General features: G+C 36.8%; 13 protein-coding genes. 7 read left to right on the plus strand and 6 right to left on the minus strand.

Features of this window, described 5'->3' with window-relative positions:
- Positions 1 to 66 precede the first annotated feature (66 nt).
- Complete coding sequence (locus tag K345_RS19135) at positions 67 to 471, plus strand: response regulator (protein WP_083963563.1); 405 nt, start codon at positions 67 to 69, stop codon at positions 469 to 471.
- A 77-nt stretch (positions 472 to 548) separates the two neighbouring features.
- Positions 549 to 1,805, plus strand: coding sequence for a 3-phosphoshikimate 1-carboxyvinyltransferase (gene aroA, locus K345_RS0100810; protein ID WP_028972554.1), 1,257 nt, complete (start codon positions 549 to 551; stop codon positions 1,803 to 1,805).
- A gap of 1 nt (position 1,806) precedes the next feature.
- Here aroA and K345_RS0100815 read toward each other — a convergent pair whose 3' ends face one another.
- Positions 1,807 to 3,105: a CBS domain-containing protein gene (locus K345_RS0100815; RefSeq protein ID WP_037570702.1), complete on the minus strand. Its 1,299-nt coding sequence runs from the start codon at positions 3,103 to 3,105 to the stop codon at positions 1,807 to 1,809.
- A gap of 127 nt (positions 3,106 to 3,232) precedes the next feature.
- On the opposite strand from K345_RS0100815, the gene K345_RS0100820 reads away from it, so the two are divergent.
- Positions 3,233 to 5,440 (plus strand): methyl-accepting chemotaxis protein, encoded by a 2,208-nt coding sequence (locus tag K345_RS0100820; RefSeq protein WP_028972556.1) that lies wholly within the window; start codon positions 3,233 to 3,235, stop codon positions 5,438 to 5,440.
- Positions 5,441 to 5,724: 284 nt separating this feature from the next.
- Positions 5,725 to 7,815, plus strand: coding sequence for a methyl-accepting chemotaxis protein (locus tag K345_RS0100825; RefSeq protein ID WP_028972557.1), 2,091 nt, complete (start codon positions 5,725 to 5,727; stop codon positions 7,813 to 7,815).
- A gap of 56 nt (positions 7,816 to 7,871) precedes the next feature.
- Here K345_RS0100825 and htpG read toward each other — a convergent pair whose 3' ends face one another.
- On the minus strand, positions 7,872 to 9,746 hold the full coding sequence (gene htpG / locus K345_RS0100830) for a molecular chaperone HtpG (protein ID WP_028972558.1): 1,875 nt from the start codon (positions 9,744 to 9,746) through the stop codon (positions 7,872 to 7,874).
- Between the two features lie 157 nt (positions 9,747 to 9,903).
- Here htpG and K345_RS19140 point away from each other — a divergent pair, with 157 nt between their 5' ends.
- Complete coding sequence (locus K345_RS19140; RefSeq protein ID WP_053227943.1) at positions 9,904 to 11,175, plus strand: hemolysin family protein; 1,272 nt, start codon at positions 9,904 to 9,906, stop codon at positions 11,173 to 11,175.
- A 42-nt stretch (positions 11,176 to 11,217) separates the two neighbouring features.
- On the opposite strand, the gene K345_RS19145 is transcribed toward K345_RS19140, so the two are convergent.
- Positions 11,218 to 12,363, minus strand: a complete 1,146-nt coding sequence (locus K345_RS19145; protein WP_053227944.1) for an aminopeptidase — start codon at positions 12,361 to 12,363, stop codon at positions 11,218 to 11,220.
- A 111-nt stretch (positions 12,364 to 12,474) separates the two neighbouring features.
- Between K345_RS19145 and leuS the strand changes: the two genes are divergently transcribed.
- A complete protein-coding gene (gene leuS, locus K345_RS0100845; RefSeq protein WP_037570828.1) occupies positions 12,475 to 14,976 on the plus strand; it encodes a leucine--tRNA ligase in 2,502 nt (833 codons plus the stop codon).
- On the opposite strand, the gene K345_RS0100850 is transcribed toward leuS, so the two are convergent.
- A complete protein-coding gene (locus K345_RS0100850) occupies positions 14,962 to 15,600 on the minus strand; it encodes a hypothetical protein (protein WP_211227807.1) in 639 nt (212 codons plus the stop codon). The genes leuS and K345_RS0100850 overlap by 15 nt on opposite strands.
- A gap of 156 nt (positions 15,601 to 15,756) precedes the next feature.
- Between K345_RS0100850 and K345_RS0100855 the strand changes: the two genes are divergently transcribed.
- Positions 15,757 to 17,184, plus strand: a complete 1,428-nt coding sequence (locus K345_RS0100855; RefSeq protein ID WP_028972561.1) for a TP0584 family protein — start codon at positions 15,757 to 15,759, stop codon at positions 17,182 to 17,184.
- A gap of 4 nt (positions 17,185 to 17,188) precedes the next feature.
- Here the strand turns inward: K345_RS0100855 and pheA are convergent, their stop codons facing one another.
- On the minus strand, positions 17,189 to 18,901 hold the full coding sequence (gene pheA, locus K345_RS0100860) for a prephenate dehydratase (RefSeq protein WP_028972562.1): 1,713 nt from the start codon (positions 18,899 to 18,901) through the stop codon (positions 17,189 to 17,191).
- 8 nt (positions 18,902 to 18,909) lie between these two features.
- Positions 18,910 to 19,602 (minus strand): lytic transglycosylase domain-containing protein, encoded by a 693-nt coding sequence (locus K345_RS0100865; RefSeq protein ID WP_053227945.1) that lies wholly within the window; start codon positions 19,600 to 19,602, stop codon positions 18,910 to 18,912.
- Positions 19,603 to 19,628 lie beyond the last annotated feature (26 nt).

The following is a 19,628-nucleotide window of genomic DNA, read 5'->3' on the forward strand; positions in this document are numbered from 1 at the left end:
GAATTAAATAACGATATTAGAGATTTATGACTTGTAGATTTTAATGTTAATAAGGTATTATAAACTATGGTCGATACTGTAACTAGAGGTACCAAAATGAATAAGGGCAATATCCTCGTCGTAGAAGACGAGCGGATCATATCTCTGGAGATTCGCCTAATACTTCAAAAACTTGGTTACACAGTGATTGATATTCTTCCCACGGGAGAAGAAGCTTTAGATAAAGTTCTAAAAAATGAACCAGACCTTATCCTCATGGATATCATGCTTGATGGGGCCATGGATGGGATTGAAACTGTGGAAAAAATCCGCAAAAGATCTAATGTACCTGTCATATATATGACAGCATATTCAGATACTAAGACAAGAAGGCGGGCGGCAGCTACAAATCCCATACATTTTCTTGTCAAACCAATACCAATGAAAATACTCGAAGAACTACTTCCTGACATTCTCTACAATCGTGTTTAACTTAATAACAATATCACTGTATATCTTTACTTTATTACCCCCATTATCTAAAATGGCCCACACTATAAGGGGGGGATATGCAAGTTCAAGTATCACAAGCACGATTAGCAGGAGAAGTCTTAATTCCTGCATCCAAATCACATACTATTAGGGCATTACTTTTAGCCACAATGGCATCAGGAACAAGTCATATATATAACCCTCTTGACTCCTCGGACACAGAAGCTGCTTTGGCTGCCTGTCGTGGGCTAGGTGCTAACATAATTGAACATAAGGACTACTGGGAAGTCGAAGGAGTCTCAGGTGCCATACAAGCAGCAGACAATGTGATTGATACCATGAATTCAGGAACAACTCTATATTTAGCAGCCTCCTTAGCAGCTTTAGCTGATAATTGGACTGTATTCACAGGGGATGCTTCCATTCGTAATAGACCTATCGGGAATTTGCTGCAATCTCTTCAGGACTTAGGAGCTCAAAGTATATCAACCAAGAATAACGGTAAGGCTCCTTTCCTGGTTAAAGGGCCATTAAAGGGGGGAAAGACATCCATTGAATGTCCTACTAGCCAGTTTCTATCAAGTCTATTAATCGCTTTACCACTGGCTTCTGGAGACAGTGAAATATCAGTTCCTCTGCTTCATGAACGACCATATGTGGAAATGACCCTAAAATGGTTAGATGAACAGAAGATACAATATACTCACAACAGTGAAATGTCCCTTTTTACCATACCTGGGAATCAAAAGTACAAAGCTTATACAAAATCTGTCCCTGGTGATTTTTCTTCGGCTACCTTTTTTCTATGTGCAGCGGCTATTTGTGGTACAACAATCACTCTTAAAGGTTTAGATATGACAGATAGTCAAGGAGATAAAGCGGTAGTACATATGATGGAAGATATGGGTTGTAAAATAAGTATAACCGAAGAAGCCATTACGATTGATGGAAGCCATTTTCATGGAGCAACATTAGATCTTAATGCCACACCAGATGCTCTTCCCGCATTAGCAGCGGCGGCCTGTTTTGCTAAAGGAACCACTTATTTAACGAATGTACCTCAAGCGCGTTTAAAAGAAACAGACCGTATTGCAGTAATGGCACAAGAATTAACCAAGATGGGGGCAGTAATAGAAGAAAAAGAGGATGGCCTAATCATTCATCAATCTTCTTTAACAGGTACAAATGTTAATGGTCATCATGATCATCGCATTATTATGGCATTGGCTATAGCCGGTTTGGGCTCAGAAGGGATAACCAGAATAGATACAGCAGAAGCAGTAAGTGTAACCTTTCCCAATTTTTTTGAACTAGTTGATTCTCTTAAAATTTGATTTACCTTTCTCCTCTTAGGGTTGCAAGATAATCAGAACGGGTAATAAGACCAAGCACCTTGTTCTGATCATCTACTATGGTTAAATATTTTATATTTCGCAGAAAGAATATCTCTTCAACCTGTCCTAAACTCCAGGTTGGAGGGGCTGTAATAAATTTACCATTCATATAGGCGGTGACCGGAGCCTTCATAGCCCCTGACTTACGTCCTTTCATTATGTTCTTGAGGGTTATAATTCCAACTATCACTCCCTCCTTATTGATTACAGGACCACCGGAATGGTCCAATCCTTCTAAATACATACTGGCTTCATATAGACTCCAATGAGCATGAATACATCCCACATTACGTGTCATCATAGAAGAAGCAAGGTAGTTATGTTCGATTCTTAATTCTATGTCATCTATTAAGCTATCCAGATATTCTACTGTCACACAGGCATCAATGGTCGCGGAGGCTGCTTCAGGATGACCTACCACTTGATAATCCTCTAGCAAATCATTGAGGTTCATCCCACTAATTCCATGGCGAATGATCAACACCGCTTTCTTAGGTCCTTGATATAATAACACCATAATATCCGGGCTTTCTAAGGACATAACCTTGTCAGCAATAGGGGCTAAACCAAAAACCATCTCATCAAGAGGTATAAATCCATATAACAAAGAATACCCCTTTATAGATTTCCAATTCAGATGACTAACGGTATGATGTAACAAACTTCTGTCTTTGCTTTGTTTAATAGGATCCAATAAACGGTTAATCACTTTAAGCCTAGCACCACAGCGAACGAGATAAGCACCTGCCATATAATCCTGAGCATGACAATTATTATGGCTAAAATAACCAGTATCAGCTAATAATCCAGCCATAGCAATGGTCGCTTCTTCTGGAGTGATACTAATATTTTGAACCATTAACTCCTTCACAAGAATTGTGACATTGGCCCCATAGGGTTCTTCCATGAGTTTTCCAGAAGGAATATCACAAGGAATCTTTATGTGATGATCATAAACACAGACCCTTTGTGCTTTGGGAACCAATTTAGCCCAATCACCTATTTTGCCCATTCTTCTTGTATCCAGGATACAAATAGTATAATCGTCTTGTAGAACCAATTCCTTTTGAGGCACAAAATCGAGATACTCTTCATACAAATTATAAAAAACTTTTGCCAAAGGATGAAAGCGCTTTGGCATAAGAGGAATAAATTGAGGATATATTTTTTTTGCTAAGACCATGGACCCAAGACAATCTAAGTCCATAAATTCATGACCAATGATGTATCCGTTCTTCATATTTATATATTAGATGACGATTATATACATGTCGAACAGTTATTAGCAAAAAAAAATAAACAAGGTATAAATATCTGGTTCTTTAGGTTACATTAGTATTATATAAAATTTTTGTGTAGGAGAAAATATGGCAAAATCTATTCAGCAAAAAATCATGCTCCCGACTTTAGTCTTTATAGGTGCTACATTTATTGGATTATTCCTATTTAACTATATAAGCCAGCGTCGCGTTATACGACTAGGTATGGAGAGTAAGGTAGAGAACGTACTCTTTGATTTCTATAATAGAGCGATCTCGACTGCAAAGCAAAACGAATTTGCTACGGATATGCAAAACAAGGCGTATAATAACCTTATATACAAGCTAAGAGAAGAAGTAGAAAAAAAAGTTATTAGTAACAGAAACCTAGAAACAGCTATTCAATTAATGGATGTTTTTGCCTTAAGTTATGTCAATTCTGATGGGACAATACAATATTCCAGTTATGATGATTATGTTGGGAAGAAACTATCAGAAGATCCAAACAGAAAAACCTACTTAGCCGGGTTAAACAGAAAAGGATACACTTACAGTTCTAGCATCTTTGATGATGATGGAATAAAGAAAGATTATGTTGTTTCCAATTCAGAAGGAAATGGATTAATCATTTTAACCATAAGACCTGAGAACCTTAATATATTACTTCAAGCGACAGACAATTCTATCCTCGTGAAAAACATGAAAGTCGATAACTATGCCGGTTATGGTTTTATCCTGGATATTACAGGAACTTTTATCTATCACCCTGATACAGCCTATATAGGTAAGAACATTGAGGAACTTAAGCTACCCCAAAAAGTTGTTGGAGAAACCTCTTCTGAATTCTATTATAAGTTGGACAATACATCAAAATTTCTTGCCTTTCGTCGGGGTGGAGGTTATTACTTTGGTGTAAGTGTAGATGTAGAGCCCTATTATGAAGAGTTAAACCATACTCTAATATTTGAAGTAATTTTTAGTGCTATATGTATGATTATTCTAGGACTTACCAGTACAATTATTGTTCATATAAACGTTCTTAAACCTTTAAAAATGATTCGATCAAAAGTATGGGAAATATCTGATGGGGAGGGAGACCTAACTCATAGACTTCCCAAACGTAGTGATGATGAGTTAGGAGATTTAGCCAAAGGTTTTAATACCTTCATGGGAACTCTAGCTGAAATAATTACAGAAATAAAAGAATCTTCCAAACAAACAGGATTCATAAGAGATGGACTTACTGCCAGTAGTGAGGAAACAGCTGCAACGATTGCAGAGATAACAGCCAATATAGGGTCTATAAAAGGACAAATCGAGTTTTTAGACAAGCATATTGGATCTACCACAGAAAAAGTTCAATCTATCCGATCAGAAGTGGATGTATTGGGAGCGGAAATAGAGAATCAAACAGCCTCTACAGAACAAGCCAGTGCTTCTATTAATGAGATGGTTTCCAGCCTTTCAAATGTTGCTAATATTACTGCAGTCAAAAAGAAAGCCACAGAAAAACTTAATATGACTACCCAAGAGGGAGGTAGTAAGCTCGAAGAAATGATTACTATGGTTCGTGAGATCCATAGAAACCTGGGATCCATTTCAGATATGGTAGGTCTTATCAATTCTATTGCTGCCCAAACAAATCTTTTAGCCATGAATGCTGCCATTGAAGCTGCACATGCGGGAGATGCAGGAAGGGGTTTTGCAGTTGTAGCCGACGAAATTCGTAAATTAGCAGAAAATTCTGGTAAAAATGCCAAAAGTATATCCAAAGAACTAAAGGAAATCGCAAGTCGTATCGAAGTCGCTGCAACAACCAGTGATTCAACACGTGTAGCGTTTGATGAGATACAAAAAGAAGTTCATGGAGTAGATCAAGCCTTAAGCGAAATTTCATCAGCAACAGAAGAATTAAATGTTGGTGGTAAAGAAATACTAAATGCCATGATTACCTTGGCTGAAGTTAGTGATAAAGTGAAAACAGCTTCTCACATTATAGTAGATGACACAAAAACAATAGGTTCAGCAATGACTGACATAAGCCGTATTTCTAGTGAAGTAAGTGGATCCATGGATGAAATTCAAGCGGGATCCTCTGAGATAAAAAGCGGAGTTAATCACCTTAATAATTTATCCCAGAATCTCAATGAGACCACTTCAACATTAGAATCTCACGTAGGACAATTCAGAACTGAAACTAAAGACACTGACAAGGAGACACCTCACGGTGAAGTCTTTAAACCTGATGAGGAAGAACTTCCTTCAGAGAATGATTTTGAAGATGAAACTGGAGTAACCAGCGAAGACGATCAATGACACCACATTCATTTCAAAAGAAAAGAGCTGTTGCAAAAACTTTGTAGCAGTTCTTTTTTTTCCTCTAATGAATGATCCTTTTAAAAAGAGTGAGTGGGGACCACTGACTAATTATTTTAAATTATTTACATCAAGTAACATAGCCCCAGAGGAAAACTCAGTATATTTCTTAAATTCTGCAAAAGACAAGAATTATTCTTGAACATATATTTTATTAAACATTCATTAATCAGTCATAGAATTGTTAAAAACAATAACTATACTATAATAATAGAGGTACATAAATGAAAAATAAAAGAAAGCATCATAACCTAACCAAAAGGTTTGTCTTAATAATAGGCCTACTTTTTATTTTGATGTTTGTCATACAAAACTTTCTTTCGATAAAAAGTGTACAGCAATCTACAACAAAAGATTACCAGAGTTTTAGTAATGCAATTTTGCAAGCCAATGCCACCAACCTAACTACCAATAATAGTAAGTACACACAGCAAGTTCGTATTTATACAAAAGACAGTATTATGGATACACACGATCCTGAACAAATTATTGCCTGGTTGAAAACACAAGAAGGAATACGAAGTGGCGACTTTACCTATGCCATGTATATTGATCCTGATGGAGTCGCCCATAGTGATACTGGAGCCACAGAAAATGTTGCGAACCAGGCTTTCTTTAAAGAAATGTTCATTAATGGTGCAAATCAATATATTGGTGATCCTATTATGTCTTCTATATCAAACTCAATGATCATTCCCATCACAAAAGGAATGTTTAAGGGAAATGGAGATGGCTTCATGGCTGTAGCTCTGCCCCTGGAATCCATACAAAAGAAAGTAGATGGTATATCTGTAGGTGCCAAGGGTTATGCCTTTTTACTTGCTGGAGATGGAACAGTACTATCTCATCCCGATAAATCTTTTGTACTAAAAAAGAACTTTGTTACAATGAGTGATAAAGAATATAAAGGGTTATCTAAGGTAGCCAAAGACATGATTGCAGGGAACTCAAATACAGAATGGATAAATGATGGATCTCGTGGTCGTAGTTTTATTACCTATATCCCCATCAATAAAACCCCTTGGTCTCTTGCCTTAGTTATTCCTGAGAATCAAGTATATAAGACAGCTTCAAATTTACAGATTAATATAATCTTTATTAGTGTCATCATTGTTCTTATACTCCTCATTGTCTCTGGATTTTTAATTCAATCATCACTAAAACCTTTAAAGAACGTTGAAAAGACTATTCACGGTATTGCAACAGGAAATGCAGACCTCACCCAGAGAATTGAAGTTAAGAGCCGCAATGAAATAGGTTCTGTCACATCAGGATTTAATAGCTTTGTAGAGAAGCTCCAAACTATTATGCAAGAAGTGAAATCATCAAAGGATCAGCTTTCAGAAGCAGGAAGTGAACTTGACATTAGTACAAAAGAAACATCCTCTTCTATTACTGATATTATTCAAAGTATTAATAGTATCAGCAAACAAATCGCCTCCCAGGCCACTGGTGTTGATAGTACAGCTGGTGCTGTTAGGAAGATAGCCGAAAATATTACTACCCTCGAAAAGATGATAGAAAATCAGTCTGCTGGTGTTACAGAAGCCTCTGCTGCTGTTGAAGAAATGATTGGGAATATCACAGGAGTCAATGGTTCTGTCGAAAAGATGGCCCTATCCTTTGAAGAACTAGAAGAGAAAGCCAAGAGCGGGATTGAAAAACAAGAAAGTGTTAATGAACGAATTGGTCAGATAGAAAATCAGTCACAAATGCTTCAAGAAGCTAACACAGCCATTGCAAACATTGCCAGTCAAACGAACCTATTAGCCATGAATGCGGCCATTGAAGCTGCCCATGCTGGTGATGCAGGAAAGGGTTTTAGTGTTGTCGCAGATGAGATTCGCAAATTATCTGAAACATCAACTATCCAATCTAAAACCATTGGAGAACAGTTAAATAAGATTCGTGATTCCATTGGTACCGTTGTTGATGCTTCTGCCGAATCCAGTGAAACTTTTAATGCCGTTGCAGAAAGTATCCGTTTAACAGATCAGCTAGTCCGTCAAATCAAAAATGCCATGGAAGAACAACAACAAGGATCTAAACAGATCAGTATCTCCCTATCCAGTATGAATGACAGTACTTCCGAAGTATACTCTGCATCTGCTGATATGTCGAAAAACAATAGTGAAATATTAGAAGAGATAAAACGCCTTCAACAAGCTACAGACATTATGCAAGAAACCATGACTAGTATGTCTTCCGGTGCCAGTCAAATAAGTCAAACCGAATCATCCCTAATTGAAATTGTTTCTAAAATGAAGGAAGCCATTGATAGAATAGGAAATCAAATAGACCAGTTCCATGTATAGAATAAAAGCTATTGAACGTAGTCATAAACTAGTTCAATAGCTTTTTTTATATGAGATTAGAGAGCTCTACCAATAACTCGATTTAATCTTGTTACAAACCCAGTTGGATCTTTAAGTTCTGCTCCTTCTGCAAGGAATGCTTGATCTAATAGGAGATTGGCTACATCAGTAATAAACTCTTTATCTTTTGAATCTTTTATCTTTAATACAATGTCATGATTAGGATTTATCTCCAGGATAGGCTTGATTTCTCCCATTCCCATTGATTGGCCCATAGCCTTCATCATTTGTTGCATTTGAAGACTAGGATCATTTGCATCCATTATTATACAAGAAGGACTATCAGTTAATCTGTTTGAGGCTACAACATCCTTTACTCTTTCACCAAGGGCGTCTTTAACCTGTTTGATAAAAGGTTCAACTTCTTTTTCCTTCTCTTTGTCTTCTTCAGTTTTAAGATCTTCTGCCGCATCAGACTTGTTAATAGCTTTAAGGTCAATTTCATTGTATTTACCAATAGAAGGAATAACAATGTCATCGATGTCATCATTCATGATAAGAACTTCTAAGCCTTTTTTCTTATAAGCCTCTAGAAGGGGAGACTTTCTTAATACCTCTTCCTTATCACCAGTTATGTAATAAATAGCTTTTTGGTCTTCTGGCATTCTATCTTTATAAGAAGCTAAGCTTGTATAACCTTCTACAGAAGTAGATTTGAATCTAACAAGTTCAAGAAGAGTATCTCTGTTAGCATAATCAGAATAAAGACCTTCTTTAAGAGGTCTATTGAACTCTTGGATGAACTCATCGTACTTCTTTTCATCTTTTTCTGATAAGTTCTTTAGTTCACTGAGAACTTTTTTGACAGAAGCATTCTTTATACTTGCAAGAACTTTGTTCTGTTGAAGAATTTCACGACTCACATTCAATGGAAGATCTTCTGAATCAATGACCCCTCTAAGGAATCTAAGGTAAGTGGGCATTAATTCTTTTTCATCATCTGTGATAAATACTCTTTTTACGTAAAGCTTTACCCCAGGTTTATAGTCAGCTTGATATAAGTCAAAGGGGGCCTTCTTGGGAATAAAGAATAATGTTGTATATTCTAGTGTTCCTTCAGCCTTGGTATGAATGTGTAAAAGAGGATCTTCCCAATCCATTCCAAATGTTTTGTAAAACTCATTATAATCTTCGTCCTTTAATTCGGACTTTGATTTTTTCCATAGGGCAGAGGCATTATTGATCTGTTCATTTTTATGAACTTTCTTTTCTTTTCTATCATCGCCCTCACCTTCCCATTCAGTGTCTTCATAATCAAGAAAAATAGGGAATGCTATGTGATTTGAGTATTTTTTTACAAGGTCCTTTAGTTTCCATGCAGAAGCATACTCTTTGCCTGCTTCATTAACAAAAAGAGTAATCTCTGTTCCTTGTTCGTCCTTTTCTGCATCAGCAAGATCATATCCAGTTTTCCCATCTGATATCCATTTACAGGCCTTGTCTTCTCCTGCCTTCTTACTAACAACTTCAATTTTGTCAGCAACCATGAAGGCTGAATAAAAACCGACACCAAATTGACCAATCAAATTAGAATCCTTTTTGGCGTCACCAGAAATGTTTTTTAGAAAGTTCTTAGTGCCAGAACGGGCAATTGTTCCAAGATTTTCAACAAGATCTTCTTGATTCATTCCAATCCCGTTATCAATAAATGTGATGGTACCAGCCTTTTCATCTAGCTTAATAGTGATCCTTGGATCGAATTTAAGTGATTTAAATTCATCATCAGTCAGATTCAGGTACTTCAACTTATCCAAGGCATCTGAAGCATTAGATACAATCTCTCGTACAAATATCTCTGAATGAGAATAGAGAGAATGGATAATAAGATGTAGAAGCTGGCTTACCTCAGTCTGAAAGGTATGTTGGGACATTTCACTTCTCCTATTTGTTTAAAATGTAGAATTTTGTGAAAATATAATGTTTTTTTTGACACCGGGCAAGCCAAAACAACTTGCTATAAAAGGGATAAACTGGATAATCTAAGTATATTATGTTAGACCCTGACCCTCTACCGAATAGGATGAAACAATGGCCACAAGTATAGGTATTCTCATAATACTGATTCTTGTATCTGCCATGTTCTCATCCAGCGAAACTGCTTACACTAGTCTGACACCTGTCCAGATCAGAAGATTAGAGCAAAAACATGGAAGAAGAGGCAAAAATATTGCCAAATTAACCAATCGGCCGGATGTGTTAATCACTACAATACTTGTAGGCAATAATTTAGCGAATATCGGAGCCTCAGCTATTGCCACAGAATTAACCATTCGTGTATTTGGTAATGCCTTTATTGGAGCCATGACAGGAGTATTAACTCTGATAATGCTTATCTTTGCAGAAGTAACACCAAAACAATTAGCTATTTATTACAACGAGCAATTAAGCTTACTCATGGAACCTATTATTGGCTTTCTCTGTTGGGTATTCCGACCCATTACATGGATTATTAGCCTGTTTAGTAACATTCTTGTTAAGATAGTAGGAGGCAAGAAAAAAAGAACCTTAACTCTAGAAGGATTACTACAAATGGTTAATCTGGCTGAAAACCTAGGTGTTGTCAAAACCCATGAAGAAGAAATGGTACGTAATGTATTTCGGATGAACCAAACACCAGTATCGGTTGTCATGACACACAGAACAGAGGTTTTTAGCCTGGAAGAAAACCTGAAAGTAAAGGATGTTGTTGATCAGGTACTGAATGAAGGCTTTAGCCGTATCCCCTTATACAATAAAGATCCCGAAGAAATAACAGGAGTTTTACTTAGTAAGGATCTCATGGAATCCTTTGCTTCAGGAGATACAGACATATCTTTAAGAGAATTAGCCGTTCCTCCTATTTTTGTTCCATTAACAAAGAAAGTTAATCAACTATTTTATCAATTCAGAAAAGAGAAGCTAAACATTGCTGTTGTCTTAGATGAATACGGTGGTTTGGCCGGTATCGCCAGTCGAGAAGATTTAATTGAAGAAATCATGGGTGAACTCTATGATGAAGATGAAGTAGCAGAAAAGGATAAAATTCACAATATAAAACACAATGTTTATAGAATTATGGGGGATACTCCATTCTATCAACTAGAAGATAAACTAAACCTCAAACTACCACATAGTAAGACTATTCAAACCTTAGGAGGTTTTATTATTGAACAGTTAGGGCGAATTCCGCAGAGGAATGAAGTTCTTATGACAACGCGGGGTAAATTCGTTGTAGAATCCATTTATCGTAACCGTGTAAAATCAGTTAAATTTTTCCCTAGAATTTATGATTTGGAAAATGACAAATCAATTGATAAATAATCTAAACGCTGGGATCCTCGGATACCAGCGTTAATTTAAGTTCTATTGAAAAGAACCTAATAAGTCAAAATCAATGATACCTTTATCCATCCACTTAACAGAAGAGCCATCGCCTAATTTGCTGACTATTGTTGGTTCAGAGATAATACCATCAAGGTGAATGAGTGCTGGGGCATCGTTGTCATAATTACTTCCAATGGCAATATGACAGGTACGGTAAGCCTTTTCATCGACCAACATATTACCTATAACCTTAGCTTGTGGATTCAAGCCTATGCCTAATTCACCTAAATGACGGGCATTTTGCGCATAGTATTCAGCTTGTCCAGTAGGAACCTTACCTTCTTTTTCCCATTCATAGGCCTGTTTGGCCCCTATTTGAAGACTCTTTTCTAGTCGCTTTGCTTCTTCAGCACCTACTACATCAGTGACAAAACCCTTCTCAACTTTGCATATAATGGGTGTATCTATTACGATGTCACCATCATAAGCACTAATCGAACCATTAAAGGCAATCTGACCTTGGGAAGTTCCATTTTCGGGACTAATAAAGGCTTCACCAGCAGGAAGGTTCCCTCCTTTTCCAGAGAGAGAGAAGTTACCATCATCCAGGAAGGCAATTCTTTCCTTTAATCCCATTTCTAAATCAGTTCCTAATGGGCTAGTTATATGTACAAACGTTGAAGAATCTAGAACTTTTTTGACAAGAGAGGCTTCTTTTCTTAGTCGATGGTAATCGATAGGAACTGATTTACTGAAGATCTCTGTTGTTATACCGGGACTCCAAAAACTTCTCGTCTTATGAATTCCGTACATAAGGTGGTGATAGATATGCTTTTGTTCCTTACCATCAACAACATAGGGATGCTCCATAGCCTCTTTATCTTTTCCCATCTTACCTTCACTCATGGATATAACCACATCAGGTTCTGACTTAAGAGCTCCAATAACGGCTTTATCTGTAAAGTCCAGTTGAGACTTTACCGGTTGAACAATAAGAACAGGATTTACTTGTTTTTTGATAGCGGCATCATAAAGGGCTTCTGAGATTCTCATCACATCTTGACAGGGATTAGTGACAATCAATAATGACTCTCCAGATCTCATAGCTAATACTTCTGTTATAGCTACTTCTGCAGCTTTTTGTGTATCAGGATCAAATTGATTCCATTGATTAAATGTATTCATAGAAGAAATCTAAAAGTTCCCTTTGTCATAGTCAATATTTTTCCCAGAAAATGTATATTGAAAAATCTATTCGCATTGACCGACATCCTCCGTACTAGTATGATCTTCGCTATGAGTAAATACGCCTTTAATGAAATAGAGCCGAAGTGGCAGAAATACTGGGAAGAAAATAAGATATTCAAAGTGGAAGAAGATCCCAGTATTCCAAAAGAAAAAAGATTATATATTCTGGATATGTTCCCTTATCCTTCCGCTGCGGGCCTCCATGTAGGACATCCAGAAGGATACACGGCAACAGATATTTGGGGTCGCTATAAACTCATGAATGGCTTCAATGTTCTTCATCCTATGGGTTTCGACTCTTTTGGTTTGCCAGCAGAGAATTATGCCATAAAGACAGGAACACCTCCAAAGGTTACTACTGAGCAAAACATTGAACACTTTATTAAACAAATCAAATCTTTGGGTTTTGGATATGACTGGGATAGAGAAATCCGAACTCATGATGAAGACTATTATCATTGGACTCAATGGATTTTCCTTCAACTGTTCAAGAAAGGATTAGCTTATGAATCCCAAATGCCTATTAATTGGTGTCCCAGTTGTCAAACAGGTTTAGCGAATGAAGAAGTCATAAATGGTAAATGTGAACGATGTTCAACTCAAGTCGAACGACGAAATATAAGACAGTGGGTTCTAAAAATAACAGCCTATGCTGATAGGTTACTTGAAGACCTTGATAATTTGGACTGGCCAGAATCTGTAAAAGCTATGCAAAGGAACTGGATCGGTCGATCAGAAGGAGCTAATGTTACCTTTGAAGTTGCAGACTGTGATTTTAATTTAGAAGTCTATACAACAAGACCGGATACACTTTTTGGAGCTACCTATATGGTAGTGGCTCCAGAACATCCACTTATAGACAAAATGACCAGCCCTGAACAAAAATCGGCTGTAAATGAGTATATAAAACAAGCGGCTCTTAAGTCGGATTTGGAACGAACAGACTTGGCAAAGAGCAAAACAGGTGTGTTCTCGGGAGCTTATGGAATTAATCCAGTCAATGGGAAAAAGATTCCTATCTGGGTTGCTGATTATGTTCTTATATCTTACGGATCTGGAGCTATCATGGCTGTACCCGCACATGATACACGTGACTGGGAGTTTGCCAAACAGTTCGACCTACCTATTGTCGAAGTATTGAAAGGTGGTGATGTTCAGCAAAAAGCCTACACAGAAGATGGAGTACATGTTAATTCAGACTTTCTTGATGGCTTAGGAAAAAAAGAAGCCATAACCAAGATGATCGAATGGTTAGAAGCTAATAAATGCGGAACAAAAGCTGTAAACTACAAATTAAGAGACTGGATTTTCTCAAGACAAAGATATTGGGGAGAACCAATCCCCGTATTACATACAGCAGATGGTATCGTTCCTGTAGATGATAGTGAATTACCCATCACCCTTCCTAACGTTGATAGTTATGAACCTTCAGGAACAGGAGAGTCACCTCTTGTCAATATATCAGAATGGGTAGACGTAACTTATAAAGGGAAAGCGGCCAAAAGAGAAACCAATACAATGCCCCAGTGGGCTGGTTCTTGCTGGTACTATTTGCGTTACTTAGATCCCAAGAACAAGGATCGTTTTGTTGATCCTGAAAAAGAAAAATACTGGATGCCTGTTGATCTCTATGTTGGAGGAGCCGAACATGCTGTATTACATCTCCTCTACGCACGTTTCTGGCACAAAGTATTATTTGATTTAGGTCTGGTAACAACTAAGGAGCCTTTTCAAAAGCTCGTCAATCAGGGAATGATAACGTCCTTTGCCTACCAACGAAAAGAAGGAAGCCTCGTTCCTATTGATGAAGTAGAGTCTCCTGAAACAGATAAATACATAGAGATAGCAACAGGGGAAGAGGTTCAGCAAGTTGTTGCTAAAATGTCCAAATCTCTTAAGAATGTAATCAATCCTGATGACATTATCAGTGAATTTGGTGCTGATACAATGCGTCTCTATGAGATGTTCATGGGCCCCCTAACAGTCTCAAAACCCTGGTCTACCCAAGGAGTCGTAGGTGTTCACCGCTTCCTTAACAGAGTTTGGAGGGCTTCCGATTGGGAAAGTACCACAAAGGAAGCGCCAAAACATTTGATTAAAAGCCTTCATAAGACTATTAAGAAAGTTAGCAGTGATACTGAAAATCTGGAATTTAACACCGCTATCAGTCAAATGATGATATTTGTAAATGATCTTTATAAAGAAGAAAAGCTTTATACAGAACTTTGGAGTCAATTCCTTTTGTTGCTTAGTCCTTATGCCCCTCACTTAGCAGAAGAGTTATGGCATAAACTAGGAAAAACAACCTCTATAGCCAAAGAACAATGGCCTAGCTACGAAGAAGACTTAACCAAAGAAGATACTATTACTTTAGTATTACAGATAAATGGTAAAGTTAGAGCCAAAATCGATACAGAAGCGGATATTGACAAAGAACAGATGCTAAACATTGCTAAATCAAATGATCGAATAAAAGAATTCCTGGAAGGTAAGACTATTGTCAAAGAAATAGTAGTACCAGGCAAATTAGTCAATCTAGTGATCAAATAATATATGCCCCTGGCTATCTAGCCAGAGGGCTTTTTTAATACCTACTTCATTCCAATATAATGTCTGTCCTATAATCAAAATCACATGATCACCTGGAACTTTAAGCCCTTGCCAGGGGTTACAGAAGTAAAATTGTTTATCACAACCTCTAGGAAGGACAACTTCCTTGTTTTCCAGACGTTTAAAAGCAAAATAGTTCATCTCTCCCTGCAATAACTTATTGATTAGATGATAGCTATTGAGTAAGTACAGATTCCCTTTTGTTACATCACAGGCTCTTTGGGCAAAACGTTCCCAATTGATATCTTGAACATTATAACCAGCTTCAATCCATTTAAGCATATAGTTCGTTATACAGCCCTGATCTTCGTCTAGCTCATAATAACCCTTTTTATCCCCCCAATATCCCATAGAAGCCAGGCTATCATTGTCAAAACTATAATAATCAACCTGAACAAGAACCAGTTCATCTGATAGGAATAGAGACTCTGTGTTACCAGGATAAGTTATCTTCTCTTGAATTTGATTGCCTTCGTTCAACCAATACATATAACAATGATCAATTTTTGGAATAGCATATTGTCTGACAGGAATGGAGACATCCATAGCAGGAGATGAATCCAAAAAAGAACAGGAAGAAGATATTAATAAACATATGAAGATTATTGGCATATAATTAATACATAATCTTAAAACAATGTGATTCATAAAAATTAATTGACTTGATTAAATAAGCCGTTATTGTAAGAATCGGAGGAATATTCGATAATAGAAAATGCTATGGAAAATACTACTAATGACTTTCAAGAGATATTAACCAAAAACCTTATTGCTAAGGGAAAAGAAATTGACTCAGAAGTAATGCCTCAGTTGAAACAGGAATTTCATAAATTCAAGGCGTCCTTCTCCTCTATATATCAAACATTGCTAAAGAAAGGACTCATCAATGAAGACCCTTATCAGTATGACCTTAAGATATCTGAAGTCACAGCACCAAGCAGAGATCCTTTCATGGAAAATGAAAGGGCTGAACAAATGTCCATTCGACTAGCTAATTATGATTCTCAATTAGATTTCCTCTTAAACTATTACCAATTCAGTGCGGAATTTCTGAACCTAAGCCGCTTAAAGAAACTTATAAATTTTATCAAATATATACAATGGGATAAGTTATCAACAACAGCTTCAGATACGATAACACGCTCATTTGATGAACTTACATCACGTTTGAAAGGTGGTACCGATAATATTGTCACAGGAGTCATAGCCGACAACCAAAACATGGCAAAAAGTTCCTATGGGAAAATACTTAACTATCTAAAAGTTCAAACTGTTTATGCAAAAGAGGCCTATAAACTTGAGATTCGCGTCAAAGTCATTCCTGAAGCTAAGATTACTGAACACCTGGCTCAAACAAATAAAAAGGAAGCCATAAGGCAAATAAAGCGTGTTTTTGCCCAAAACATGAAAGGTAGTAATTTTTTTCCTGAATTGGTAACTGAACTTCTTGAAGAAGATTACTCCATGGATAAAGCAAAATTACAAAACTCTTTATTACAAAGACTCAGTGTAAAAGAAAAAAAAGTAGAAAAGAAAGATAATTCAGCAGAGATGAAGGGGTATCTATTCGATGGAATGAATGCTCTGGCTTCAACAAATGTTCCACTAGAACAGGCTATTAAAAAATTAAACGATAATAGCCAACTCCTTGAATCACGTAAGCAGAGTTTTTCCATAAAATTTCGTAAATGGGTACGTAAAATGCTCGGCTTGGATAAAGAAGGAATCTTTTATGAAGCAGAAGAGGTAGATCCTTTTACTGGTGCTACCCGAACCAAGATGGTGAATTTCACAGAGTTCTCTGCAAAAGCAATGAATAAAGCCCGGTCCTTAGCATCAATACGTGCCAAACTTATTGGACAGAAAAATAAAGGAATATCATATACAGAAGAGCAAATGCTTAGTTTTATTAGTACTAATCAAGATGATTTGACTGCTTTTTCCAGAACGATGAATGGATTAGATATATTCTTCAAAACAGAAGCATCAAGAGGAGAGAGAAACAGAATCCGGGGAATTAAAAACGAATTAGGCGTTATTAAAACTCAACTAGGTAAAGCCAATCAACTCCGCCATGAATACACAGCAGTCAAAGAAGAAATGGAACAGCTTGAGAAGCTTGGTATTGATACCAGTACAATCCAATAGAGTTTTACCTACTATATTCACCTAAAATACGGAAAGTTAAAGCTACTTCCCTTAATTGAGTAATGGCTCTTTGGTATTTAGCTTTATCCTCAGGTAGATCAACATCTGTATAAAACATGTAAGTCCAGGGCTTACCATTAATAGGCCGCGACTCTAGCTTATGCATATTTACATCATTGTCTTGCAAAATAGCTAAACTACGAACTAGGGAACCTGGTGTATTTTGAGTAGAAAAGACAAAAGTAGCAGCATTGGCATTCACTATATCTGGTTCAGATCGTCCAGCTACAATATAAAACCGCGTGTAGTTCATCGGATTAGTTTCAACACCCGATTGAAGGATCTTCATTTGATAGACTTCTGCTGCCTTTACACTGGCAATGCCTGCCAGTGTCACATCACCCGTTTGAGCTATCTGCTTCACAGAACCAGCAGTATCATAATAGGGAATCTTTTCCCATTCAGGATGACTATCAAGGAATTCCTTACATTGGGCTAAGCCCTGGGGATGACTGTACACCTTTTTAATACTCTTCCAGTCAGCCAAAGGATGGCAGATAAGATTGTGCTGAATCCTAATCTGTTGCTCACCAATGATTTTGATATCAGGGTATTGTAATAATAAATCATAGTTTTCATGTATGGAACCTCCTAGAGTGTTCTCCACTGGTAGAACACCATAGACGATTTCCCCTTTTAAAACGGCTTCAAAGACTTCCCTAAAACTACTATATGCTATAGGTTCAGCTTTATTCTCATCAAAGTAAGTAAAAAGAGCCTTTTCAGAATAAGCCCCCCGTTCTCCTTGAAAGCCTATAGGCAGCTTCTCAGTAAACTCCTGGATAGTCTTATGAGATGAATTGATTTTTAAAGGCAACCTACTTAACTCCATATCCATCATGGCAGCTAGACCTATTATATTCATCATTAACTCTTCAAATTGAAAAAGGTTTAAGCTATCCTTATTCTCATGAACTTCTAATATAATTCCATTTACACCCGTAAGAACTGAAGACAGAATTAGAGGTATTACTTTCTCTTTAGACAAGGGCATAGAACTACAGTCTACAAAAAGAGGAAGATGACTAAGTTCTTTTATTTTAATGATACTTAGAGAATCCGATAATTCTGTGAGCAAATCCATAAACAAAATGATGTTTACATTATTATTATCCAGAAGTAAATGACTGGCCCACAACCAATCACTGATATTATTGAAAATAGAGCGGGGCAATAAAATAAGTCCAGATCTGCTTACAGGCCACTTATCCGGAAGGTAATTAAGCTGTATTGGTACATATTCTGGTATATTATCCAACTCTTCTTGAGAATTTATAACAACAATATAAGGAATTGATGATTGAGGAGCATCAAAGCTGTTGGCTATTCTAACAAAAGAAGCTCCATTGACTATCACACTTTGGAATAGATCAGGAGAAGGCTGATCTATTCCAATCGTTAATCGATTATCTCCGATCTGTAATGAACCAAGTGAAACTGTTGTATTATCCTTCTTAAAATGACGAAGGGATTTGGGGATAACAACTGAGGCAATAACATCTTTATCTGCACATAATCCAGATAAATCACCATCTATGGATACTATAGTATAAGCCCCAAAATTATGTTCCTCATAAGTACAGTCTTTTGAAGCAATACTATCATAGAATTTTTTACTTTGCTCTGAACTTATATTGTGTTTTAATGCAACGATCATACCCCAAACTAGTTCAGGGTATTTTTTCTGTCAAGAAGAAGCTTAACCTTTTTGTGTGCCTTTGTTTGGTAGGCGGCTTTGGAAGGAGTTTTTATTAAAGCAACTTTAAAAGAATCTTCCAAAGTTGATTTATACTCAAGTATCTTATCAATATAGTTAAGTGTCATCTTTGGAGTTCCCCCTTGAGCGACTCTAGAAGCACCTGCATTATACATAGCAAGAGCCACAACCTCATTACCACCTTTATCAAGACAACCTTTTAAGTAGGATACACCAGTCTTGATATTTAATTCTGGATTAAAGAAATCTGCTTCAACCATATGGGGAAAGCTTCTGTTATTAAGTTGAAACAATCCTCTATCAATACTTGTAGGATTCTGATTAATTGCCTGAATATTGAAATCACTTTCTGCCCAGACTAAGGCGAATACCAATGAAGGAGATACCCCTTGCTTTATAGATTCATCTAAAATCATTTTTGTTAAACTTGGATTTCGTGTATATCCATTAAAAAACTTCTTTACAAGTTCCTTAGTAATAGGGTTATTATAATAATCTTCAAAGCTTCCCTTACTTGGCCAATGGTAGGATTCGTTTATATCTGGAACACTGACTACATTAGCTTCTTCTACAATGTGTTTATCACATCCGGCGATAATGATCGTAAAACATAAAAACAACAATGCACGCTGTACTGACATTATTTACCGACTCCATTTATCTTATA

The organism is Spirochaeta cellobiosiphila DSM 17781, assembly GCF_000426705.1.
In the GTDB taxonomy this organism is placed as follows: Bacteria; Spirochaetota; Spirochaetia; order DSM-17781; family DSM-17781; genus Spirochaeta_E; species Spirochaeta_E cellobiosiphila.

Bases quoted from the DNA above. Each gene is read 5' to 3' on its own strand.
- K345_RS19135 (WP_083963563.1), top strand. From the start codon at position 67: ATGGTCGATACTGTAACTAGAGGTACCAAAATGAATAAGGGCAATATC.
- aroA (WP_028972554.1), top strand. From the start codon at position 549: ATGCAAGTTCAAGTATCACAAGCACGATTAGCAGGAGAAGTCTTAATT.
- K345_RS0100815 (WP_037570702.1), bottom strand. From the start codon at position 3,105: ATGAAGAACGGATACATCATTGGTCATGAATTTATGGACTTAGATTGT.
- K345_RS0100820 (WP_028972556.1), top strand. From the start codon at position 3,233: ATGGCAAAATCTATTCAGCAAAAAATCATGCTCCCGACTTTAGTCTTT.
- K345_RS0100825 (WP_028972557.1), top strand. From the start codon at position 5,725: ATGAAAAATAAAAGAAAGCATCATAACCTAACCAAAAGGTTTGTCTTA.
- htpG (WP_028972558.1), bottom strand. From the start codon at position 9,746: ATGTCCCAACATACCTTTCAGACTGAGGTAAGCCAGCTTCTACATCTT.
- K345_RS19140 (WP_053227943.1), top strand. From the start codon at position 9,904: ATGGCCACAAGTATAGGTATTCTCATAATACTGATTCTTGTATCTGCC.
- K345_RS19145 (WP_053227944.1), bottom strand. From the start codon at position 12,363: ATGAATACATTTAATCAATGGAATCAATTTGATCCTGATACACAAAAA.
- leuS (WP_037570828.1), top strand. From the start codon at position 12,475: ATGAGTAAATACGCCTTTAATGAAATAGAGCCGAAGTGGCAGAAATAC.
- K345_RS0100855 (WP_028972561.1), top strand. From the start codon at position 15,757: ATGGAAAATACTACTAATGACTTTCAAGAGATATTAACCAAAAACCTT.
- pheA (WP_028972562.1), bottom strand. From the start codon at position 18,901: ATGATCGTTGCATTAAAACACAATATAAGTTCAGAGCAAAGTAAAAAA.
- K345_RS0100865 (WP_053227945.1), bottom strand. From the start codon at position 19,602: ATGTCAGTACAGCGTGCATTGTTGTTTTTATGTTTTACGATCATTATC.